This window comes from Chryseobacterium takakiae (genome assembly GCF_900129385.1).
Lineage (GTDB): Bacteria > Bacteroidota > Bacteroidia > Flavobacteriales > Weeksellaceae > Chryseobacterium > Chryseobacterium takakiae.
In genome coordinates, this window is sequence record NZ_FQVO01000011.1 from 127735 (window position 1) to 149318 (window position 21584).

Genomic DNA, 21584 nt, shown 5'->3' on the forward strand with positions numbered 1-21584 from the left:
TTTGATAATTGATTAGAATTTGGGGGGGTAATGGTATTTTTTACGAAATTAAATATCGAATGATAAAAAAGCCTTCAAAAACTGAAGGCTGATATTTAAACTAAATAAAATTCATTGAGTTTTTCCTCACATAATGTTTTAACGACTTCAATCCACCGGTCTTCATCATTCAGGCAGGGGATATAATGGAAATTTTCTCCTCCGGCTTCTGTAAACTGATGTTTCCCTTCAACCGATATTTCCTCAAGTGTTTCCAGGCAGTCGGAAACAAAAGCAGGACAGACAACCGCAAGATTTTTAATTCCTTTTTTAGGGATGGTTTCAAAGGTTTCATCCGTATAAGGCTCGATCCACTTATCTTTTCCAAGCCTGGACTGAAACGATACAATAACCTTTTCCTTCGGCAGATTCAGTTTTTCAATAACGGTTTCTGTAGTTTTAAAGCACTGATGACGATAGCAGAACTGATGACTCGGGTTATTCTCCCTTGTGCAGCAATCGTTGAGATTGCAGGTTTTGGTGGGATCTGTTTTAAAGATATGCCTTTCCGGAACCCCGTGATAAGAGAATTGCAGTGCGTCAAAATTTTTAGGAAGCTTCTCGCGAATGCTTTCGGCAAGGCAATTGATGTACATTTCACGGTTATAGAATGGTTGGATGTAATTGATTTTTATTCCCGGGAATTTCTGTTTCCTTACTTCTTCAGCTTTTTCAATAACGGTTTCTGTAGTACTCATTGCATACTGTGGATACAGCGGGAAAAGGACGATCTCGGTAACGCCCTTTTCAGCAAGAGCACGGATTCCCGTTTCAATACTGGGTTCGGCATACCTCATCCCGATTTCTACAGGAACATCCACTTGTTTCTGTAATTTCTTACGAATTTTCTCGGTAATAACGATTAAAGGGGATCCTTCATCCGTCCAGACGGTTTTATAGGCTTCTGCGGATTTCGGTGGACGTGTTTTCAGGATAATTCCCTGTACAAGAAGTGCACGGAAGATCCATCTGTAGTCGATTACTTTTTCATCCATCAGGAATTCATCAAGATATTCCTTTACATCCTTTACATCCGTAGATTTTGGCGAACCGAGATTTACCAATAAAATTCCTTTCTTTGAATTTGAGAATTCTTTCTCCAAGTTTTTTTATTTAAAGTTTACAATCTTTCTGCGAAATTATATTATCCGTTCACGGCTTCTACATGTTCTACCAGATCGGGAACAAATTGTTTTAAGATATTTTCAATTCCGTTTTTCAGGGTAGCAGTAGAGCTTGGACAGCCGGAGCAAGCTCCCTGCAGGAGCATTTTTGCCGTTTTATTTTCCTGATCATATTCCATTAAGGATATTTTTCCTCCATCGTTTTCTACGGCAGGTGCCACATATTCATTAAGGATGTCAGAAATTTTCTGCTCGTCTTCCGTATAATCTCTGTTGATGATTTTTTCTACAGGATTTTCATGTTTCTGGGCTTCAATATTGGAAATTTCTCCTCCGTTCTGAAGATATTCTGCAATCAATGCACGCACTGTCATCATTACCTGATGCCACTCTACGGAATTGTCTCTTGTTACGGCAACAAAATTGTCCGAAATAAATACTTCTTTGGCAAAATCGAATTCTTTAAAAATTGCCTGCGCCAAAGGAACACCGTCTGCAGTGTCTCTCGATTTCACTTCAACAAAGCCTTCCATGAGCAATCTGTTGGAGACGAATTTCATCACATTAGGATTCGGGGTCATCTCAGCATAAATCTGGTAAAGCTCTTTTTTCTTCTGAAGATAAATTCTCGGATTGGCCAGAAGCTCGTCTTCAATTACATTTTTCAGACTTTCAGCAACATGTTCCCATGCTACCGTATCCTGTTTTGCAACTGCTACAAAATTAGCCGTAATAAAAATTCTTTCCACAAACGGATAGTTGAAAAGCTCCTGTGCCATGGGAATTTCTGAAATGTCCGAATCTCTGTCCAGTTCCAGGGAACCGGGAATCAGGTTATAATCCGCCACAAATTTCATCACTTTCGGGTTTTCAGTAGGCTCTATAAGTATAGTATGCATTTTTTCTTTAAATTTGAAATACAAAAATACGCAATTAGAAATTAGAAGCGGGAGATAAGAAGTTAGATTTTTGCTATCGACGTGATTTAAAAATCATGAATGATAATCCTAATTTCAATCAATTACTACAAAATTTAAAATTAAATATGGCACTGATCAAAGAACTTTTAGGGAAAGCACCGCAGATAGGAGAGAATACCTTTCTGGCAGAAACGGCCACCATCATCGGTGATGTTACCATGGGACGGGATTGCAGTATATGGTATAATGCGGTAATCAGGGGAGATGTTCATTATATAAAGATGGGAAATAAAGTGAATGTTCAGGACAATGCGATGCTGCACTGTACCTATCAGAAACATCCTTTGAATATAGGGAATAATGTTTCTATCGGTCATAATGCCATTGTGCACGGTTGTACCATTAAAGATAATGTATTGATTGGGATGGGAGCAATTGTTATGGACGATTGTCTTGTTGAGGAAAATTCTATTGTAGGCGCAGGTTCTGTTGTAACGCAGGGTACACACATCAAATCCGGTGAAGTCTGGGGCGGTGTTCCGGCCAGAAAAATTAAAGATATTAATTCCCAGCTGCTTGAAGGAGAGGTAAACAGAATTGCCGATAATTATGTGAAATATTCTTCATGGTACAAAGAAAACGTAAAGCACGTGGAAGGATAATGGGCAATAGTGAATTGTGAAAGGTAAATTTATTTTGAATCAGCCATTCCAAATTTAAATTGTCATAATAAAAAATCTTGCTGTGTAGAGCAAGATTTTTTTATAAATTGTTAAGAATTCACCAGTTCGGCTTTTCCGTTGACGCATTTTATTGATGAAGGCGGCATTACCATCATACAGTCGGAGACCGTAGAATATTTTTGGTTAAATGCTTTTACCTTTTCCGTATAATCATTGATTTTTGGTAAGATGGAAGTTTCCATTTTTTTAGGATAAGCTATATACAGCTGAGGTCCGCCACATCCTTTGGCTCCCATCGGTGCAAATGTCCACTCTGCAGCATTGGTGCATTTTTCTTTTGAAATTTCAGATTCTATAGAAGCTTTTAATTTATCCAGCTGAGCCTGATCATATTTTTGGCTGTTTTCATCAGCAGGTCTTTCCGAAATATCTTTAGGAAGACTGGCGTCCGTATTTTTTGTAGAAGAGCAGGAAGCCGCAAGAAGCATCGTACAAATGGCTAATACAGGGATTTTCATAAGTTGTTTTTCTCTCGTTATGTTGAAGAATTTTCAAAAGTTATGCCAAGGTAAGGATTTACATTTCATTTTCCGTAATTTTGACGGCGATGAACAATCATTTTTTTGACTTAATAGAACATACCAACCGAAGTGTATTTTTAACAGGAAAAGCGGGAACCGGAAAAACCACTTTTCTTAATGATTTTGTAAAACGAACCCGCAAAAAACATATTGTTGTTGCACCTACAGGAATTGCTGCGATCAACGCGGGCGGCGTTACTATTCATTCTATGTTTGGGCTTCCGCTGAGGACTTTTCTTCCGACAACTGAAAGAATTGATACCAGTCTGGCAAATAATATTGCCGACCTGATGCCGCATTTCAAATACCGGAAAGATAAACTGAAACTTCTGCGGGAAGTAGAGATCATCATCATTGATGAGGTTTCCATGCTTCGTGCCGATGTTCTGGATATGATGGATTTTTCCCTGCGGTTTATCCGGAGAAATAATCAGCGTTTCGGAGGAGTTCAAATGTTATTCATCGGAGATTTGTATCAGCTTCCGCCGGTGGTGAGAGATGAGCATATTTTAAAAATGTATTACCATTCTCCGTTTTTCTTCGACAGTCACGCCATTAAGGAAATTCCTTTAATTACGATTGAGCTTACGAAAGTGTACCGGCAGTCTGATGAAAATTTTCTTGCCATCCTGAATGCCATCCGGGACGGCGATGTGGCCAATATTGATTTTGAACATCTAAATGAAAGATACGATCCTGATTTTGACATGGGCGGCGAGCCGTATGTTTACCTATGTTCTCATAATAAAATGGCAGATGATATCAATCAGGAAAAGCTGGATGAACTAAAGGTCAGTTCTAAAACTTACGAGGCCAAACTTTTCGGAGAGTTCAAGGAAAACCAGTTCCCGAATGAGCAGTTTTTAGATTTAAAAATAGGCGCCCAGATTATGTTTATCCGTAATGATATTTCCGGAGAGAAGAAATATTTTAACGGAAAACTTGGTGAAATTTCCGCACTGGAAGAAAATGAAATCAAGGTAATTCTTGACGGCAGCGAAAGAGAAATTACGGTAAAAAGGGAAGTCTGGGAACAGAAGAAATATTTCCTTGATACCGATAAAAATATCAAGGAAGAAGTGTTGGGAAGTTTTGAACAATTTCCGATAAAACTCGCCTGGGCAGTTACCATCCATAAAAGCCAGGGGCTTACTTTCGACAGAGTGATTATTGATGCAGGGAAAAGTTTCACGGCAGGGCAGGTGTATGTAGCGCTATCCCGTTGTCGAACACTGGAAGGTATTGTTTTAAAATCAAGAATTACCCCGGAGGTCATTTTTAAAGATAACAGAATTCTTCACTTTCACAGCGATACGGTAGCCAATGATAAGGTTGAAACTATTTTAAATAATGAAAAGTATGATTACAGTATCAGAAAGGTTCTTCGTACGGTAGATTCCCAATGGTTGCTGAAAGAGGTGGAAGAATGGAATAATTTATCCATTGTTACGAAAAGTCTTGATCATCTTAAAACAAAACAATTGTATAATCAGCTAAAACCTGAAATTGTAAACCTCGGTAAAATATTTGAAAAACTGGAAAGAGTCATTTCCCAGAAGGTTAATAATTTTATCGAACAGAAAGAAGAATGGTCTGAAATTGAAAATAAAACCAAAGGTGCGGTTAATTTCTTTTTTACAGAAATCAGGGATAAAGTTTTCAGTCCGCTGAAGGATTTCTATGCTGAAATTAAAGGAACGAAAGGTTTAAAACAATACAACGAAGAATTCAGAAACTGGCTGGAGGATATTGAAGAATATTTAAACAGTTTGAAAGAAATTCATCTGTTGGAAACGAAACTTCTGGATGAAAAAAATAATCAGGAAGTAAGCATGAAAATTGCCAAAGTACCGTCCCAGGTTCTCACCTTTCAGTTGTTTGAACAGGGGAAAACCATTTCAGAGATTGCTTTAGAAAGAGGATTGGTAAAAGAAACGGTAATCGGGCATCTGGCGAAATTTGCAGAGCAGGGATTGCTGGATATTTCAAGGGTGATTACTTCGGATAAAATCAAAGCTTTTGAAGACTTATTTAAATCTGAACCTAAAGAAACTTTAACGGAATGGAAAAATGCATTGCCAAGCCATTTTGAATTTAATGAAATCCGGATTTTAATTAATCATTTTAATTACCTGAAAGAAAAAGGAAAGATCTAATTATTTTAAAAATAATTTTGTATTTTTAACAGTAAATACTATTTATCATGAAATATTTATTTACTTTTTTCTTTTTATTGTTTTTGAATTCTGATAAAAAAGAGGATTTAAATTATAATCTTTTAATTGGATCCTGGTATCAGGACTCTTTTGCAAATACCACTGCCACCGGAGTTTTTACATTTGAAAAGGACAGTACTGCCACATTGGAAATGAAAGATGGTAAAACGAAAGCGATGATCGGAGGAATGACAGGACCTTATAAGATTGAAAAATCCAAGAAAATCCTCAAAATAACAATGGTAGGAAAGCAAAAAACCTTTGAAATTCATGAGCTTACTGATGATATACTTGTTATGCAGAATCAGGAAAAAGGAAAATCCAAACAGACTTACAAGCGTTATAAGAATGGAAAATAATTAAATATTAAGGCTGGTTAACCAATTCCAGCCTTCTTATTATTTATTGAGCAAATCCTGATTAACATGAGCCTATAATTTTATGGTACCGCTGACATCTTTTTACAATAAAGATTGATGTAGGATAAATTAAGAATATTAAATTTCCAATAGCTTTTCCCTGAATTCACCGATCAGTCTTATCAATTACAAAAAGTAACTAATGCAAAATATTAGTTTTAAATTTGCTTGGTTTTTAGAGCCTAAAATTTAAAATTATGCAAAACTTCGAAATATCCGTGCTGGATCTTGCTCCGGTAAAACAGGAAAAGACCATTCACGATACCTTTCAGGATAGTTTGTCTTTGGCAAATCATGCTGAAAATTTATATTATAAAAGATTCTGGCTTGCGGAACACCACAATATGGAAAGCATCGCCAGTTCGGCTACTTCTGTTCTGATCGGCTTTATTGCCAACGGAACCAAAAAAATCAGGGTAGGATCAGGAGGAATCATGCTTCCGAACCACAGCTCCCTGGTCATCGCCGAACAGTTCGGAACCCTGGAATCTCTTTTTCCGGGAAGAATTGATCTGGGACTGGGTAGAGCTCCCGGAACCGACGGCTTAACAGCGCAGGCGTTAGGAAGAAATCCGGCCATTATCAATCAGCAGTTCCCAAGACAGATCCTGGAGTTACAGAAATATTTCTCTAAAGAAAATTCTGAAGCATTGGTACGGGCCATTCCGGGAGAAGGTCTTGATATTCCTTTGTATATTCTGGGTTCGAGTACGGATAGTGCTTTTTTAGCGGCAGAACTCGGACTTCCTTATGCGTTTGCCGGGCATTTTGCTCCGGAACAGATGGAAATGGCTTTCAATATTTACAGACAGAATTTCGAACCATCAGAATATTGTGACCAACCTTATATTATTGCCTGTATCAATGGGGTAGCTGCAGAAACTTCCGAAGAAGCCCACAAAATTTCCACCACTTTATTCCAGGCTTTTATTAATATCATCCGAAACGACAGAAAGCCTTTTGCTCCGCCGGTTGATGATATGGATAACATCTGGTCACCGATGGAAAAAACAATGGTTTTACAGAAACTGCGCTATACGCTCATAGGTGATCAGGCTGAAATTGAAGAACAGCTTAAAAGCTTCCAGGAGAAATTTAATGTTAATGAACTGATGATTAATTCTCATATTTATGACCATCAGAAAAGATTAGATTCTTATTCGATTTTCAGAAAAGCTAAAGACGCTATATTAAAAATATAACAAACCCTTATCATAATTGGGAGATGCTTATTTTATGAGTATCTTTGCGAAAATTTAAAGTAAAAATGTCTGATATTAAATTAAATACTATTCCGGAGGCTATTGAAGACCTTAAAAATGGTAAAATAATCATAGTAGTAGATGATGAAGACAGGGAGAATGAAGGTGATTTTCTTTGTGCCGCAGAACTGACGACACCGGAGATCATTAATTTTATGGCTCTTCACGGAAGAGGCTTAATCTGCATGCCATTGCCTGAAAAAAGATGTGATGAACTTGGGTTGGAAGTAATGGTAAGCCGAAGCAGTGATCCGAAGGAAACTGCCTTTACCGTATCGGTAGATCTTCTTGGAAACGGAACATCAACCGGTATTTCCGCAGCCGACAGAGCGAAAACCATTCTTGCTTTGATGGATGAAAGATCAAAACCAACCGATTTTATGCGTCCCGGACATATTTTCCCGCTTCGTGCAAAAAAAGGAGGTGTATTGAAGAGAGCAGGACATACAGAAGCTGCCATTGATCTTACCTGCCTTGCAGGATTGAAAGAAGGAGGGGTGATCTGTGAAATCATGAACGAAGACGGTTCGATGTCACGCTTACCGGAATTGTATGCTTTTGCACAGAAACATGATATGAAGATTGTTTCAATCGAAGATTTGATCCATTATCAGCTAAAAAAAGGAAATCTTATCGAAAGAATTGAAGAAAGAAAGGTAAAAACGGCTTATGGTGAGTATGATTTTTTTGCATTCAGGGAAACTTCAAATGATCAGATTCATTTTGCTTTAACAAAAGGTGCATGGACAGTGGATGAGCCTGTTTTGGTAAGAGTTCAGTCTTCCGATTCTTACTTTGACGTACTTACAAGATTAAATAACGGTGAAAAGCCTTTACTGGAAAAAGTAACCGGTATGGTGAATGAAGCAGGAAAGGGAGCTATTATTTTCATCAATAACGTTTCCAATTCCGAAAATACATTAAGAAAGCTTCAGCAGTTCCTGAATTATCAGGACGGACAGGTTCAGCACCCGACATTAGCTTACAATTACAGAGATTACGGGATCGGAACGCAGATCCTGAAAAATCTTGGAATCAATAAATTTAAGGTAATCACTCAGAATCCTAATATCAAGCCTCAGGTTGGAGGGTATGATGTTGAGGTGACGGAGATGGTGCAGCTATAAAAGTGAATAGTGAATGGTCAATTCGCTACGCTTGTCAATTTACCTAGTTTAGCTTAAATTGACTATCAATTGCGAAGAAAAATTACCATTGACAACAAATAAAAATGGCCTGAGAATTTCTCAAGCCATTTTTATTTGTTCAAAGCTTCTGAATCCATTAAGAAAGTCTTTGATGTTCATTCTTTTCTTTCCTTCCAGCTGCAATTCTAAAGGGAAATATGTTCCGTCTGCAGTGTAGACTTTAAATTCGTTTTTTGAGATATCCAAAGTTCCGGCTACCTTATCATGACTTTCAACTTTAAATTCACCGCCGAAAATTTTTAATCCTTTTTCTTCATCTCCGATTTTTAATGTCGTAAAAGCAGCAGGATAAGGAGACATCCCCAGGATAAACTGATGAATCTCTTTGGAATTTTTGGTCCAGTCTATTTTAGTATCTTCTTTAAAAATTTTATAAGCATTTTTAGGATGTTCAACGTGGGGCTGAGGTCTTTCGGTGATAGAATTTTCAGCTAATCCGTCCAGTGTTTTCACTACGAGTTTTGCACCCATTTCCATAAGCCTGTCGTGAAGGCTTCCTGCATTTTCATTGGGGAAAATCGGTAATTCTTCCTGGAGTAGAATATTTCCTTCATCAATTTTTTCATTGATAAAAAAAGTAGTGGCTCCTGTTTTTTCTTCACCGTTGATTACGGCATAATTAATAGGGGCAGCGCCTCTGTAATCAGGAAGCAGCGATGCATGAAGGTTGAAAGTTCCCATCTTTGGCATTTCAAAAAGCACTTTCGGCATCATCCTGAACGCAACCACTACAAAAACATCGGCATCAAGTTTTCTCAATTCTTCCAAAAATTCCGGGTTTCTTAATTTTTCAGGCTGAAAAACAGGAATATTGTTTTCCACTGCAAAAATTTTTACGGGTGACTGGTTAACTTTTTGTCCGCGTCCGCTCGCCTTATCCGCTACGGTTACAACACCCACTACTTCATGATGAGATTGATGAATGGCTTCCAAAGAAGTCTTTGCAAACTCCGGGGTGCCTAAAAAAACGACTTTCAATGATTTCATACCGCAAAGATAAGGTCTTTATCAAAGGATTAAAAGATTAAAAAAAATTATTAAAAATTTATTATTCATTACGCATTACTGATTACTCATGTTGGACAATCGCATATGTTCTGAAATTAAGCATTTTTACCTTACCGGAATCCAAAAGATAAATAAGGGTTTCTAGGATACTTTCTTTCGGATGATAATTCAGCTGGATGGAAATTTCTTCTATGGTGCAAGCCTTTTTAGCAAGAACCTGAATGATTTCAGAAGAAATATTTTTCCCAAAAATAGACTGCCTGTTTCTTTCACAGACTGAACATTTTCCACAGTTTTTAGATTTCTTTTCGCCGAAATAGGTAAGAATCAGCTTCATTTTACAGTAACGGTTGTCTTCAATGTAAAATTTCATTTCTTCCCATTTCTGGATTTTGTTTTTCTGAATATGCTCAAAAAGCTTCCAGTACTGGGAGTGATTCAATCTTTCGTCTCTCGGCTTTAAAAATTTAACGCTGGAGAGTGCCCCGTCTACGTATTCAATATATCCTTTCTGTTGAATTTCTTTTAATCGTTCTTTAATTAAATGAATACTTACGCCGATCTTATTGCTTACCTGCTGCTCACTGAACATAACTTTGTGTGTGGTAATTCCCGAGACTGTACGAAGCATGAGTTCAATAAAATAAGCATCTTTATGCGGAAGCTGGTCAATTTCATCGGCCTGCATCAAAAGCTGAAGAGATGAAAGACTTTTATGATCATTATAATAAATAATTTCCTGATTGTGAAGAAAATTCAGAACATTTTTAATTTTGGCTAAAGAAAGTTTTGTAAAATTCTGGATTCCGTTTAAATTAAGCTCAAAAACTTTTTCAGGCATTTCAAATTCCGCCACCTGAAAAATGGAGTAGAGGTAGGTAAGAATCTTTAAGAATTCTGCCTTATTCGGAATTTGGTTTTTTAGAATATCATCAAAATTGGAAAGTTCCTGCCTGTTCCAGAGTAAGAAGGCAAAGCTTTCTTCACCATCTCTTCCGGCCCTTCCGATTTCCTGGTAATAATTTTCTATTGAAGGAGCAGGAGAGTAGTGAATCACGAAACGGACGTTATCTTTGTCGATTCCCATTCCAAAGGCATTCGTGGAGATCAGAACATGATTATCTCTGTTATTCCAGATGGTTTGTTTGGCATTTTTTTCCTTTGTTGTAAGACCTGCATGAAAAAAATCAACGTTTTTTAACTGGTTTTTTTGTAAAAACTCACTCAGCAGCTCTGCTTCTTTTCTGGTTCTGACATAAACAATACCTGACTGTTTGGTAAACTTCAGGATATCATAAATTTTCTGAAATTTATCGGAAACTTCTTCCGTGAAAATTCTGATATTATCTCTTTTAAAACTTCTCTGGAAAACCTGGGGATTTTTAAGCTCAAGCTTTGCTTTGATTTCATCCAAAACTTTCGGTGTTGCTGTTGCTGTTAAGGCCAAGCACGGTATTTTAGGATTATTTCTTCTGAATTCTTTAATATTTTGATAACTAGGCCTGAAATCCTGCCCCCATTCTGAAATACAGTGTGCCTCATCCACCGCAATAAAAGACATTTGAATTTCTTCGATATTCTGGAGAAACTGTTTATTGGTTAATCTTTCAGGAGAAATGTAAAGTAACTTGGTTAATCCCTCTTTGCATCGGTCATAAATACCTTCAGCATCATATTCATCCAGTTCAGAAGACAAATATTCGGCTTCAATTCCTCTTGATTTCAGCTGGCTTACCTGATCCTTCATTAATGCCAAAAGAGGCGAAATAACCAGACATGTTCCTTCTTTCAATAAAGCAGGAAGCTGATAACAAAGAGATTTTCCCGCACCTGTTGGTAAAAGAACGAGTGTATCTTTTTCATTAATAACAGAATCAATAATGGCTTCCTGGGAATCCCGGAAGGTATCATAGCCCCAAAAATATTGTAAGGTCTTGAATTTTAATTCTTGAAAATCTTGTTGGGAAATCATGAGATAAAAATAGTGAAACTAAGCTGACAAAAAAAGTCACGCAAAGCGTGACTTTAATATTATTTTAAAAATTTTAAATACTATTTAGCCTCGAAATAAACCCTTCTGTTGGCTCTGTTTTTCCATTCAGGGCATTTTGTGGCGGGATTACACTCAGGATATTTAAGAGCTTTTTCACCTTTTCCCACAGCATTTAATTTATCCGACTGGACACCGTTCTGGATTAGATAATCTTTAACATTATTTGCTCTTCTTTCAGACAATTTTTGGTTATAGGCTTCAGAAGCTCTTGTATCCGTTGCTCCGATCACGGTGTAAGTTCCGTTGGATGAGTTAATATAATTAACGGCATTGTTCAGGATAGGAGTGTTCGAAGGTAAGATTCTGTCTGAATTTAAATCAAACTCAATTCCGTCTAATTTTGTTTCGTTTTCGACTACCGGTCCGTTTGTTACAGGTGCCGGCGTCGTAGGGCATCCGTTGTTTTCAACCGGCCCAGGAACGGTTACACATTTGTCGTAAAGATCAATTACTCCGTCAAGGTCAGTATCAAGAGCGATACCTGTGCCATCTACTCTTGCTCCTGCAGGAGTATCAAGCTGTCTGTCCCAGTCGTCACAAACGCCGTCGTTGTCAAGATCGCCTTTTTTACATACTTCGATCTCCTGGTTTTTACTGGCCAAAACATCCAGTTTATAATACATTTCCTGAAGCGGGTCATGCCACATCAAATGAGATTCATGTTTCCCTAATTTCAATGAAAGCCCTAATGTTGCATTGAAGAAATTATCGGAAACCTGCTCTTCTTGCTGATTGATAGCGCTGTATTTATTACCGCCGCCATCAAATTCATCATCACCGGTAATTGCATACATTACTCTTCCTTCAAGATCAATTCTTCGGTTTACCTTGAATTTAAGACCTGCACCGGCTTGTGCGAACATGGATCCCAGCTTAAATGGTTTAACTTCGGCAACCATCCTGTCTCCTGTTTCATCTTTTTGATAGGCGCGGTATGCCAAAGTTCCCAAACCGGCATATCCATGCAAAGCCCATCGGAAAGGAGAGTGGTTATCCATTCTTCTGAACAGGTTGGAGAGATTAATATCTCCTATTAATGAAATAGCATCATACTGTGTTCTCGCGCCAACCTGTCGATTTATAGAAGCATTGGCAGGCGCATCTTTTTTAGTATTGAACCAGCCTTGTCTGGTTTCTCCTCTGTCATATTGTAAGTTAATACCAAAAGCATTAGTAATTGCTTTATCAATACTTACGTATGCTGAATAACCAAATAAGTCTTTACCGTTTCCATTTTTTATGGATGTTAAATCCGCAGATTGAACCAATGGCACACCGGCGCCAAACGAGATTGCCCAATCATTGAATCTTTTTGATTTATTTGTAAACGTGGAAATATTTGCGGAACCTGAAGAGAATGTATTTGGGTATTCTCTGCCTGAAGAGACTGCTGTTGAGTCTTGTGCAAAGCCTGTTGCGGGAACAGCTAATGCTAATGCAACAATTGCTAAACTTAATTTCATATGTATTTTTTTTAGTTATTCAATAATAGTTATTTATTTGTAGGACAACCCTGATTTTCAACCGGACCCGGCACGGTTACACATTTATCATTCAGGTCTATAACGCCGTCCATGTCAATATCCAGGGCAACTCCTGCTCCGTCTACCCTTGCTCCTGAAGGAGTGTCAGGCTGTCTGTCCCAGTCGTCGCACACACCATCGTTGTCTGCATCGCCTTTTTCGCATACGATAAGCTCCGGACTCTTATTTTCAAGGACACTGGCTCTGTAATATGCTTCCTGCAGAGGATCATGCCATGCGAGATGAGTCATATGTTTTCCCAGTTTGAAAGAGAGTCCGAGATTTACGGTCCATGCATTATCTGATCTTCTTTTATTGATCATGTTGTATTTAGAAACATTAGAACTCGGATCATAGTCTGCCGGTCCAGCATATCCTCCGCCGTCAAACTCATCGTCACCACTAATCATATACATGGTTCTGGCTTCAAGATCAATAAGCCTGGATACATTATATTTTATACCAAGCCCCAATTGATAATAAAGGGAATTTATATCCAGTTTCTGATTGATAAACAAAGGAATTCTTGCGGGTACGGTACTCCATCTGAATTCATTATTATCATGCAGTGAAGTATTAAAGCTCATGATACCTATACCTGCATATCCATGCATGGCCCATCGGTAGGGGGAATGATTGTCTACTCTTCTCAAAAGATTTGAAAAATTGACATCACCCATTAAAGCAATCTGATTATATTTCGTTTTTGCTTCCCCGATTCCCGCAGCGATTCCTGCTGTTCCTTCCAGCTGTGCTTTCTGCGTTGTTTCACCTTTTTGGTAAATAAGACTTATTCCGAAAAGATGAGAGATCTGTTTGTCCAGGCTTATATACGAATTATAGCCCCAGTTAATCTTTTGATCAGTAATAGATTTAAGGTCTGAGTGAACCATAAATGCAGCACCTCCGCCAATGGATACAGACCAGTCATTAAATCGTCTGGATGCATTGTTGAAAGGTTGTACATGAGCAGAACCCGAAGAAAATGTATTAGGATACATATCATTTGATCTGACAGCAATACTATCCTGTGCATACATTGCAACAGGCATTGCAGCCAATAACAATAAACTTAATTTCATACAATATGTTTTTATGTTTTTAGATAAAATCTTTTAATAATATTCTTGAAAATTCTCTTTCAGAAAGATGTTTTTGATGAGGGATTTTTAACCTTTCTGATATAAATTTTATCTCATTGAACATAACGATATCAATATCAATAACTCTGTCGGTATGGCCTCCGGTTACAGCAGAATCGTCTGTTCGTCCCATTTCTGCTTCAATACTTTTTAATAGGGTAAGGAGTTGAAATGGAGAAAGATGAGTGAATATTATTGATGCAATATTACAAAAAATATTGGAACTGGCAAATTCCACGGCTTCGGATGTTAAAAAATCACTTACTTTAAATATTTCATTTCCCGCCAGTTTTATTTTATCCAGAGCGGTCTGCAGATTTTTTTTTTGATCCCCGAGATTACTTCCCAGTAACAAAACGACTTTATGTTGCGACATATTGAAAAATGATTGTTTATGAAAAGCTTTTTTAAAAATGTACTGGCAAATATAGTGGCTATTGTCATATTATGTGTCGTGTTTTTCTTCTTTTTCATTATAATGCTGGTCTTCAGTGCTATGGGTAGTGAAAAATCTGTGGTTGTAAAAAAGAATTCTGTACTTACAATTAATCTTAAAACCAATATTATTGACAGTCCTACTGAAGAGCAGACGGGATTGTTTAATATCAGCGAGCAGAATAAAAATGTTTTGATTTATGATGCAGTTGAGGCGATTCATAAAGCCAAAACAGATGATAATATTAAAGGAATCAGTATTGAAGCGGATAATCTGAACGCCGGTGTCACCCAGATTGATGATCTGAGAGAGGCTATTGCAGATTTTAAGAAAAGCGGAAAGTTTGTATATGCTTACGGAAATGCTGTTTCCCAAGCATCTTATTATTTAGGATCTGTTGCAGATCAGTATTATCTGAATCCGGCGGGGATGATCGAACTTAAAGGGCTTGCTACGGAAGTAACCTTTTTTAAGGATTTTGCAGATAAATACGGTATCGGTATTGAGGTAATCCGTCATGGAAAATTCAAATCTGCGGTTGAACCATTCCTGAGAAACGATATTTCTCCGGAAAATAAAGAACAACTCAGTACGCTTCTGAATGATATCTGGAAAAATACATCCTCAAAAATGGCAGCTTCAAGAAAAATTGATACCGCTGCCTTCAGAACAGTAGTTGACAGTCTTTATGGAATGATTCCTGAATTGGGGCTTAAATATAAACTGGCAGATAAGCTGATCCAGAAAACCGAATATGATCAGCTCATCAAATCAAAATTGAACATAAAGGATGATGAAAAATTAAATAAAATTTCTTTAGGAAAATATATTGCTTCTTACTCTGATAGTGAAAAGTCTGGAGATAAAGTTGCTGTTTTATATGCTTCAGGATCAATTTATGGAGGTGATGAATATAATGATATCCATTCTGAAAAATACATCAAATACATTAAAGATCTTCAGAATAATGATAAAGTAAAAGCGGTTGTATTCAGGATTAATTCTCCCGGAGGAAGCGCCAATGCTTCAGATGAGATTCTTTTTGAGCTTCAGCAGTTAAAAAAGAAAAAGCCGCTCATTGTATCCTTTGGTGATTATGCTGCGTCCGGTGGTTATTACATTGCGATGGCAGCAGATAAAATTTATTCTGAACCTAATACTTTAACAGGATCAATAGGGGTTTTCGGTGTCATTCCTTATTTCAAGGATGTAGCCAATAAAAACGGGATCCGTTCTGATATTGTTTCAACAAATGCGAATTCTCAGTATTATTCGGCATTAAATGGGGTCACTCCTTACGGGGTAAACCTTATCACAAGAAGTGTTGAAGGTACCTATAAAAGATTCGTGTATTTTGTAACGCAGAACAGAAAACAGACTTTCGAACAGATTGATGCTATTGGAGGAGGAAGAGTGTGGAGCGGAACAAGGGCTAAACAAATAGGACTTGTAGATGAATTGGGAACATTAAACGATGCTGTAAAATTTGCCGCACAGAAAGCGGGATTGAAATCTTATGCTGTGGCTTCATATCCGAAAAGTATGACTCCTTTCGAGCAGATCTTTAATGATTTGAATGAAGATGAAATTTCGGCAAGAGTGATCAAAAATAAAATTGGAAAATCAAACTATGAAATCCTTCAACAGGTTACAGAAAAGAGAAAACTGCAATCCGAAATAAAAATGGAAATGCCTTATCAGATTAAAATTAACTAAATTATATTATACAAAGAAACGGCGGATTTGAATTTCAAATCCGCCGTTTTAATTTTTATTGGCTAAGCCCTGGTTTCCCTTGTAAGCATTCCGTAAATCCAAAGAACAATCAAAGCTCCTCCAATGGCTAAGATCCAGCTTCTGAAATTCCAGAAAGAATCTACATCTCCCCAATGAAGTACATAAACGCCTATTGCTCCTCCGATAAAAGCTCCGATGATACCCAGAATCATAGTGATAAGCATTCCGCCTCCCTGTTTTCCTGGCATTATCGCTTTAGCAAGTGCTCCGGCCAGTAGTCCGAAAATAATCCATGTTAAAAATCCCATAGTTGCATTTTTTAATGTTAATATTTATAGTTTGGTTTATTGCTATTTTGGGAAAACATGATTTTTTAGATCATCTCTTCTTGAAAAATGAATCTACAAACTCTGTACCATTAAATAATTGCAGGTCCTGCATCTTTTCGCCTACCCCTATATATTTCACCGGAATCTGGAACTGGTCTGAAATACCAATTACAACACCTCCTTTTGCCGTTCCGTCTAATTTAGTTACTGCTAAAGCATTTACTTCAGTAGCGGCAGTGAATTGTTTAGCCTGTTCAAAAGCGTTCTGCCCGGTAGAGCCGTCAAGAACCAGTAAAACCTCATGTGGCGCATCCGGAATAACTTTTTGCATTACTCTTTTAATTTTGGAAAGCTCATTCATTAGATTGATTTTATTATGAAGCCTTCCTGCTGTATCAATGATGACGACGTCCGCATTTTGAGCGACAGCACTTTGTACGGTGTCAAAAGCTACAGAAGCAGGATCTGATCCCATTTCCTGTTTTACGATGGGAACACCCACTCTCTCGCTCCAGATTACCAGCTGATCTACTGCGGCAGCACGGAATGTATCTGCAGCTCCCAGTACAACTTTCTTCCCTTCTGATGTGAATTGATGGGCTAGTTTGCCAATGGTTGTTGTTTTTCCTACACCGTTTACTCCCACCACCATAATGACGTATGGCTTTTTGGAAGAATCTATATTTCCGGTTCCTGCATGAGGATTTTCCAGCAGTAATCCTGAAATTTCTTCACGAAGAATTTTGTCCAGTTCATTTACGCTTACGTATTTGTCTCTTGCGACACGCTCTTCAATTCTCTCTATGATTTTGATGGTGGTAGATGCGCCGACATCAGAGGCAATAAGTATTTCTTCAAGGTCATCCAGAACCTCGTCGTCTACTTTGCTTTTACCGACTACGGCTTTCGTCATTTTTTCGAAAAAGCCCTGACTGGATTTTTCCAATCCTTTGTCTAACGTTTCTTTCTCTTCTTTTTTAAAAATTTTTTTAAACCAACTCATCTTTATGAATTACGGAATTTATGTTATTGATGAAGGCATGATGATGAAAGCCCGAAGTTCACATAACTTCCGGCTCCCAGCTTCCTTCCAGCTAGATTAAAGCAAAGATAACAAAAAAACTACCCAAAAGCTGAGTAGTTTTTTATATTGTAAATAAAGTGTAGATTATTTTTTCAAATAACCGTCAACTTCGTCTGCATTCATTACTTTTTCTTCGAAAATGTAAGCTCCTGACTTGGAAGACTTAACCATTTTCACCACTTTGGTCATTTTTTTAGACCCGGTTTGTAGGGTTGCTACTACTTTCTTTGCCATGGTAAATTATATTTTAATAATTACTTGATTTCTTTGTGAACCGTTACTTTTTTAAGAACAGGGTTGTATTTTTTCAACTCCAGTCTTTCAGTGGTGTTCTTTTTATTCTTTGTAGAAATGTATCTCGACATTCCTGGCATACCGCTTTCTTTATGCTCTGTACATTCAAGGATTACTTGAACTCTGTTTCCTTTTTTTGCCATGATTCAATTACTTTTTAATCAATCCGTTTCTGGTTGCTCTTTCAAGAGCTTCCTCGATTCCAATCTTGTTAATCACTCTCAATCCATGAGCTGATACTTTCAGTGTTACGTGCTTATCTTGCTCCGGAAGGTAAAACTTCTTCTCCAATAAGTTAATTTCAAAACGACGCTTCGTTTTGTTATTAGCGTGAGAAACGTTGTTACCAACCATTGCACGCTTTCCTGTTATTTGGCAAATTCTTGACATATCTCGATGTTCTTATTTGTACTATAATATTTGAGAGTGCAAAATAACGAAGAATTTTTTAGATAGACAAATCTTTTGAAAAATTATTTGCAAATAAGTTACTGATAATTACTTGAAATTATTGGTGCTTTTCCTTACTGCGTTATACTGCACGACTTTTACTGGTCTTCTCCTGAAACCAGGTTATTAAAAAATAAAATAACAAAAAGCCTAGGGCAAAGATTGAAAATCTTGAAAGCAGATCTCCGGCTCTTGTATAAAAAGTCATTTGATCATACAGGCTTACCTTTGCAAATAAAGCTGTTTTATCGCCATAAAAAGTATCTTCAACGATTTCTCCTTTAGCATCAATGTGAGCCGAAATTCCGCTGTTAGCAGCTCTTGCAATCTCTCTTCTGGTTTCTATCGCACGAAGTCTTGCATAAGACAAAAGTTGGCGGTGTCCTTCTGAAACGCCCCACCAGGAATCGTTGGTCATAATTCCTAAAAAGTTGGCTCCTTTTTTTACGTACTCTCCGGTAAACTCTCCATAAATACTTTCGTAGCAGATGATAGGCGCTATTTTGCCTTTGTTGAAAGGATTCGCAAAAGCCACTCTTTCTTTATCGGTTCCCAGGGAAGCAACCGTTCCTCCGAGATTAAGCATCGCATCGCCCAAAAGAGGTTTTAAATAGCTCATGTAAGGAAAGATCTCAACACCCGGAACCAGCTTTCCTTTGTGATATACTTCCACTTTTCGGTTAGGAATAACCTGAACGGCAGAATTAAAACTCTCAACCCAAAGTCCGGGATTCAGCTGGTAGGCTTCTTTCGGAAGGTTTTCTTCGGAAGTATAAAATTTGTGTGAAGAAATTCCTGTAGCAAAAACAGAACCGGGATGTTTAGACAGAAATGTTTTAAGATTGTTCAGGATAATGCTTTTTTCAAAACCCCGCTCGGAAATGGAGCCTCTGCCGGGAAGTGCGGTTTCCGGAGCAATATAATAGTCGATTTTTCCTTTTGAATTTTTTTCGGCCAGATCCAGAAGATCATTTTCAATAACCAGGCTGTCTTTGGAATATTTTTCCGCGTAAGGATCAAGATCAGGCTGAAGCATCAGCACGTTAACGCTGCCAATTGGTTTTTCATTAAAATTATGGTATTGTGCAACTGAAATAATCATTGGGGCAATAATCAGCGTTGCAACGATTGAAGTATTTTTGATAAGGTCTTTTCTTTTTCTTCCGGCTTGCCAGATCCTCACCGTATAAAAGATCAAAACATTGATCAGTAAGATCCAGAAGCTTCCACCGGTAGCACCCAGCGTATCATACCATTGAATTATTTTTGGATAGTCTGAAAATACGTTTCCAAGATTCAGCCAGGGCCAGGTGAATTCCCATCCCAAATGGAATTTTTCGAAGCTCATCCAGATGGCTACTAAAAATGCCAGTCCCCAATACGTTCCCTGTGCATTTTTATACCAGTGATAACATTGAAATACCAAAGAATAAAGAAGGGAATTAACCAGTACGGGGAATAAAACGGCTAATATTGAGTGGCTTCCATCCGGATTTTTTGCGCCGTACAGCCAGCCTGTAGTTACCACATTCCAGATTATAAAACACAAATATGACAGCCCGAAAACGACCCAGCTTTTTCTTTTATAACCAGAAAATTTAGAAACGCCGTGTTCCATCATCAAAAGCGGAACCAGCGCAAAAAATATAAAAAAAGGAACTCCGTAAGTAGGCCACGAAATGGATAATAGCATCGCTGAAATGAGCGTAAGTAAAACGTATTTCATTCAATTTATTTATAATACAAATTTAATGTTTTTGAAATGAATAAATTTGCAAACGATGTTAAAGAAATCTTATAAAATTGTTTTTGTTCCTTATACCATATTTTTGCTGTACCTGATGTTTTTCGGGATGGGCAGAACTCAGTCTGAAGATAATTTACTAACCATTGAACCTATATTTTCAACGATAAATTTTATAAAAGGATCTGTTTCATGGAAAGATATTATAATAATTGTTGGAGGTAATATTATTATGTTTATTCCTTTCGGTTTTCTGGGGTGGATATTTCCTAAGCTTGATGATTTGAAAACGTTATTGTTCACCTTCATATCCTCGATTGTTATCATAGAAGCGCTCCAGTATTTTTCCAGAATGGGAATTTTTGAAGTAGATGATATTCTCCTGAATACCTTTGGTGTCTTTTTAGGATTTTTAATGAAAAAAATTATTGAAAAAAGATTTAAAAACTGGGTTATTTGAAATTATAAGTACTTGTGCATGTTGAGCGTAGTTGAAGCTATCCGTTCAATTCCTTAGCCCGTTTTTCCGCATTCAGGATACCTTTTTTCAGGATGTCCTTAAAATTATTTTCATTGAAAGTTTTCAATGCAGCTTCGGTTGTTCCGCCTTTTGAGGCAACATCTTTAATAAGTTCTTCCAGATTTTTATCAGAATTATTAATCAGGTGGTAAGCGCCAAGCATGGTTTGCGTTACAAAAAGTTTTGACAGGTTTTCATCAATTCCCATTTCAACTCCGGCTTTAATCATGGCATCTACAATGTAATAAAAATACGCCGGCCCGCTTCCTGAAAGCGCAGTTACCCCATCAAGCAATTCTTCATTTTCCAAATAAACGGATCTTCCTGTTGAGTTGAGTAATCTTTCAATATTGATGAGCTGACTGAAGGAAATTCCTGATGCGGAAGTATACCCCGTAATTCCCATCCCCAGAAGTGTTGGCGAATTAGGCATGGCTCTTACAACCAAAGGGTGATGTAATAATTGCTGAATTTTTTTGATTTTAATTCCGGCCATGATGGATAAAACCATCTGGTTCTCTTTAAGCCGAAACCTGAAGTTTTCCGCAACATGATTGAAGTCCTGAGGTTTAACGGAGATAATGATTAAGTCGGCATTCAATTCTGTGACTTCATCAAAAGTCGAAATCTTAGATTTTGGAAATTCTTCTGCTATTTTGGAAAATTTTGATTGATTTCTTGTAATTAGATGAAGGTTTTCCGGCTTTATCAGTTCGTATTTCAAAAATGATTTTGAAAAGGAGAGGCCCATGTTTCCGGCCCCAAGAATTGCGATTTTCATATTGTGTGTTTGTTTGTTTTATGTGTAGTTA

At 37.4% G+C, this 21584-nt stretch carries 22 protein-coding genes; 7 read left to right on the plus strand and 15 right to left on the minus strand.

Features of this window, described 5'->3' with window-relative positions; all coding sequences use genetic code 11:
• Window positions 1-95: 95 nt before the first annotated feature.
• Both hemH and BUA76_RS14600 read right to left on the minus strand, forming a co-directional pair.
• Window positions 96-1142 carry a ferrochelatase gene (gene hemH / locus BUA76_RS14595; protein WP_072885526.1) on the minus strand — a complete coding sequence of 349 codons (1047 nt, stop codon included), beginning with the start codon at window positions 1140-1142 and terminating at the stop codon, window positions 96-98.
• 41 nt (window positions 1143-1183) lie between these two features.
• Window positions 1184-2062: a NifU family protein gene (locus tag BUA76_RS14600; RefSeq protein ID WP_072885527.1), complete on the minus strand. Its 879-nt coding sequence runs from the start codon at window positions 2060-2062 to the stop codon at window positions 1184-1186.
• Window positions 2063-2208: 146 nt separating this feature from the next.
• Here BUA76_RS14600 and BUA76_RS14605 point away from each other — a divergent pair, with 146 nt between their 5' ends.
• Window positions 2209-2745, plus strand: a complete 537-nt coding sequence (locus BUA76_RS14605; protein WP_029294496.1) for a gamma carbonic anhydrase family protein — start codon at window positions 2209-2211, stop codon at window positions 2743-2745.
• A gap of 110 nt (window positions 2746-2855) precedes the next feature.
• On the opposite strand, the gene BUA76_RS14610 is transcribed toward BUA76_RS14605, so the two are convergent.
• Window positions 2856-3284 (minus strand): hypothetical protein, encoded by a 429-nt coding sequence (locus BUA76_RS14610; RefSeq protein WP_072885528.1) that lies wholly within the window; start codon window positions 3282-3284, stop codon window positions 2856-2858.
• Window positions 3285-3373: 89 nt separating this feature from the next.
• Between BUA76_RS14610 and BUA76_RS14615 the strand changes: the two genes are divergently transcribed.
• From BUA76_RS14615 to ribB, 4 genes are all read left to right on the plus strand, one after another.
• A complete protein-coding gene (locus BUA76_RS14615; protein WP_072885529.1) occupies window positions 3374-5503 on the plus strand; it encodes a helix-turn-helix domain-containing protein in 2130 nt (709 codons plus the stop codon).
• A gap of 47 nt (window positions 5504-5550) precedes the next feature.
• A complete protein-coding gene (locus tag BUA76_RS14620; RefSeq protein ID WP_072885530.1) occupies window positions 5551-5922 on the plus strand; it encodes a lipocalin family protein in 372 nt (123 codons plus the stop codon).
• A gap of 257 nt (window positions 5923-6179) precedes the next feature.
• Window positions 6180-7184 (plus strand): LLM class flavin-dependent oxidoreductase, encoded by a 1005-nt coding sequence (locus BUA76_RS14625; RefSeq protein WP_083573243.1) that lies wholly within the window; start codon window positions 6180-6182, stop codon window positions 7182-7184.
• A gap of 65 nt (window positions 7185-7249) precedes the next feature.
• Entirely contained in the window at window positions 7250-8371 is a 1122-nt protein-coding gene (gene ribB / locus BUA76_RS14630) for a 3,4-dihydroxy-2-butanone-4-phosphate synthase (protein ID WP_072885532.1), read from the plus strand.
• Between the two features lie 120 nt (window positions 8372-8491).
• On the opposite strand, the gene fmt is transcribed toward ribB, so the two are convergent.
• From fmt to folK, 5 genes are all read right to left on the minus strand, one after another.
• Window positions 8492-9439, minus strand: a complete 948-nt coding sequence (gene fmt, locus BUA76_RS14635) for a methionyl-tRNA formyltransferase (protein WP_072885533.1) — start codon at window positions 9437-9439, stop codon at window positions 8492-8494.
• 82 nt (window positions 9440-9521) lie between these two features.
• On the minus strand, window positions 9522-11432 hold the full coding sequence (locus tag BUA76_RS14640) for a RecQ family ATP-dependent DNA helicase (RefSeq protein WP_072885534.1): 1911 nt from the start codon (window positions 11430-11432) through the stop codon (window positions 9522-9524).
• Window positions 11433-11512: 80 nt separating this feature from the next.
• Window positions 11513-12976 carry an OmpA family protein gene (locus BUA76_RS14645; RefSeq protein ID WP_072885535.1) on the minus strand — a complete coding sequence of 488 codons (1464 nt, stop codon included), beginning with the start codon at window positions 12974-12976 and terminating at the stop codon, window positions 11513-11515.
• 29 nt (window positions 12977-13005) lie between these two features.
• The gene (locus BUA76_RS14650) at window positions 13006-14118 is read right to left on the minus strand and encodes a flagellar motor protein MotB (RefSeq protein WP_072885536.1); all 1113 of its coding nucleotides are present in this window, start codon (window positions 14116-14118) and stop codon (window positions 13006-13008) included.
• 19 nt (window positions 14119-14137) lie between these two features.
• Window positions 14138-14554 carry a 2-amino-4-hydroxy-6-hydroxymethyldihydropteridine diphosphokinase gene (gene folK, locus BUA76_RS14655; RefSeq protein ID WP_072885537.1) on the minus strand — a complete coding sequence of 139 codons (417 nt, stop codon included), beginning with the start codon at window positions 14552-14554 and terminating at the stop codon, window positions 14138-14140.
• Between the two features lie 18 nt (window positions 14555-14572).
• On the opposite strand from folK, the gene sppA reads away from it, so the two are divergent.
• A complete protein-coding gene (gene sppA, locus BUA76_RS14660) occupies window positions 14573-16330 on the plus strand; it encodes a signal peptide peptidase SppA (RefSeq protein WP_072885538.1) in 1758 nt (585 codons plus the stop codon).
• A 62-nt stretch (window positions 16331-16392) separates the two neighbouring features.
• On the opposite strand, the gene BUA76_RS14665 is transcribed toward sppA, so the two are convergent.
• The 6 genes from BUA76_RS14665 to lnt all read right to left on the minus strand — a co-directional run bounded on the left by BUA76_RS14665 (window position 16393) and on the right by lnt (window position 20234).
• Window positions 16393-16659, minus strand: coding sequence for a GlsB/YeaQ/YmgE family stress response membrane protein (locus tag BUA76_RS14665; protein WP_072885539.1), 267 nt, complete (start codon window positions 16657-16659; stop codon window positions 16393-16395).
• 70 nt (window positions 16660-16729) lie between these two features.
• Entirely contained in the window at window positions 16730-17683 is a 954-nt protein-coding gene (gene ftsY, locus BUA76_RS14670) for a signal recognition particle-docking protein FtsY (RefSeq protein WP_072885540.1), read from the minus strand.
• 165 nt (window positions 17684-17848) lie between these two features.
• Entirely contained in the window at window positions 17849-17998 is a 150-nt protein-coding gene (locus tag BUA76_RS14675; RefSeq protein WP_072885541.1) for a DUF4295 family protein, read from the minus strand.
• Window positions 17999-18018: 20 nt separating this feature from the next.
• Window positions 18019-18201: a 50S ribosomal protein L33 gene (gene rpmG, locus BUA76_RS14680; RefSeq protein ID WP_027379950.1), complete on the minus strand. Its 183-nt coding sequence runs from the start codon at window positions 18199-18201 to the stop codon at window positions 18019-18021.
• 7 nt (window positions 18202-18208) lie between these two features.
• Window positions 18209-18448, minus strand: coding sequence for a 50S ribosomal protein L28 (gene rpmB, locus BUA76_RS14685; RefSeq protein WP_029294538.1), 240 nt, complete (start codon window positions 18446-18448; stop codon window positions 18209-18211).
• A gap of 142 nt (window positions 18449-18590) precedes the next feature.
• Complete coding sequence (lnt, locus tag BUA76_RS14690) at window positions 18591-20234, minus strand: apolipoprotein N-acyltransferase (RefSeq protein ID WP_072885542.1); 1644 nt, start codon at window positions 20232-20234, stop codon at window positions 18591-18593.
• A 55-nt stretch (window positions 20235-20289) separates the two neighbouring features.
• On the opposite strand from lnt, the gene BUA76_RS14695 reads away from it, so the two are divergent.
• Window positions 20290-20712, plus strand: coding sequence for a VanZ family protein (locus tag BUA76_RS14695; protein WP_072885543.1), 423 nt, complete (start codon window positions 20290-20292; stop codon window positions 20710-20712).
• A 37-nt stretch (window positions 20713-20749) separates the two neighbouring features.
• On the opposite strand, the gene proC is transcribed toward BUA76_RS14695, so the two are convergent.
• Window positions 20750-21553, minus strand: coding sequence for a pyrroline-5-carboxylate reductase (gene proC, locus BUA76_RS14700; protein WP_072885544.1), 804 nt, complete (start codon window positions 21551-21553; stop codon window positions 20750-20752).
• Between the last annotated feature and the right edge of the window lie 31 nt (window positions 21554-21584).

Bases quoted from the DNA above. Each gene is read 5' to 3' on its own strand.
- fmt (WP_072885533.1), bottom strand. From the start codon at position 9,439: ATGAAATCATTGAAAGTCGTTTTTTTAGGCACCCCGGAGTTTGCAAAG.
- BUA76_RS14610 (WP_072885528.1), bottom strand. From the start codon at position 3,284: ATGAAAATCCCTGTATTAGCCATTTGTACGATGCTTCTTGCGGCTTCC.
- folK (WP_072885537.1), bottom strand. From the start codon at position 14,554: ATGTCGCAACATAAAGTCGTTTTGTTACTGGGAAGTAATCTCGGGGAT.
- BUA76_RS14640 (WP_072885534.1), bottom strand. From the start codon at position 11,432: ATGATTTCCCAACAAGATTTTCAAGAATTAAAATTCAAGACCTTACAA.
- BUA76_RS14625 (WP_083573243.1), top strand. From the start codon at position 6,180: ATGCAAAACTTCGAAATATCCGTGCTGGATCTTGCTCCGGTAAAACAG.
- BUA76_RS14620 (WP_072885530.1), top strand. From the start codon at position 5,551: ATGAAATATTTATTTACTTTTTTCTTTTTATTGTTTTTGAATTCTGAT.
- proC (WP_072885544.1), bottom strand. From the start codon at position 21,553: ATGAAAATCGCAATTCTTGGGGCCGGAAACATGGGCCTCTCCTTTTCA.
- ftsY (WP_072885540.1), bottom strand. From the start codon at position 17,683: ATGAGTTGGTTTAAAAAAATTTTTAAAAAAGAAGAGAAAGAAACGTTA.
- BUA76_RS14600 (WP_072885527.1), bottom strand. From the start codon at position 2,062: ATGCATACTATACTTATAGAGCCTACTGAAAACCCGAAAGTGATGAAA.
- BUA76_RS14695 (WP_072885543.1), top strand. From the start codon at position 20,290: ATGTTAAAGAAATCTTATAAAATTGTTTTTGTTCCTTATACCATATTT.
- BUA76_RS14645 (WP_072885535.1), bottom strand. From the start codon at position 12,976: ATGAAATTAAGTTTAGCAATTGTTGCATTAGCATTAGCTGTTCCCGCA.
- sppA (WP_072885538.1), top strand. From the start codon at position 14,573: ATGAAAAGCTTTTTTAAAAATGTACTGGCAAATATAGTGGCTATTGTC.
- lnt (WP_072885542.1), bottom strand. From the start codon at position 20,234: ATGAAATACGTTTTACTTACGCTCATTTCAGCGATGCTATTATCCATT.
- BUA76_RS14605 (WP_029294496.1), top strand. From the start codon at position 2,209: ATGGCACTGATCAAAGAACTTTTAGGGAAAGCACCGCAGATAGGAGAG.
- rpmB (WP_029294538.1), bottom strand. From the start codon at position 18,448: ATGTCAAGAATTTGCCAAATAACAGGAAAGCGTGCAATGGTTGGTAAC.
- BUA76_RS14650 (WP_072885536.1), bottom strand. From the start codon at position 14,118: ATGAAATTAAGTTTATTGTTATTGGCTGCAATGCCTGTTGCAATGTAT.
- BUA76_RS14675 (WP_072885541.1), bottom strand. From the start codon at position 17,998: ATGGCAAAGAAAGTAGTAGCAACCCTACAAACCGGGTCTAAAAAAATG.
- ribB (WP_072885532.1), top strand. From the start codon at position 7,250: ATGTCTGATATTAAATTAAATACTATTCCGGAGGCTATTGAAGACCTT.
- BUA76_RS14615 (WP_072885529.1), top strand. From the start codon at position 3,374: ATGAACAATCATTTTTTTGACTTAATAGAACATACCAACCGAAGTGTA.
- rpmG (WP_027379950.1), bottom strand. From the start codon at position 18,201: ATGGCAAAAAAAGGAAACAGAGTTCAAGTAATCCTTGAATGTACAGAG.
- BUA76_RS14665 (WP_072885539.1), bottom strand. From the start codon at position 16,659: ATGGGATTTTTAACATGGATTATTTTCGGACTACTGGCCGGAGCACTT.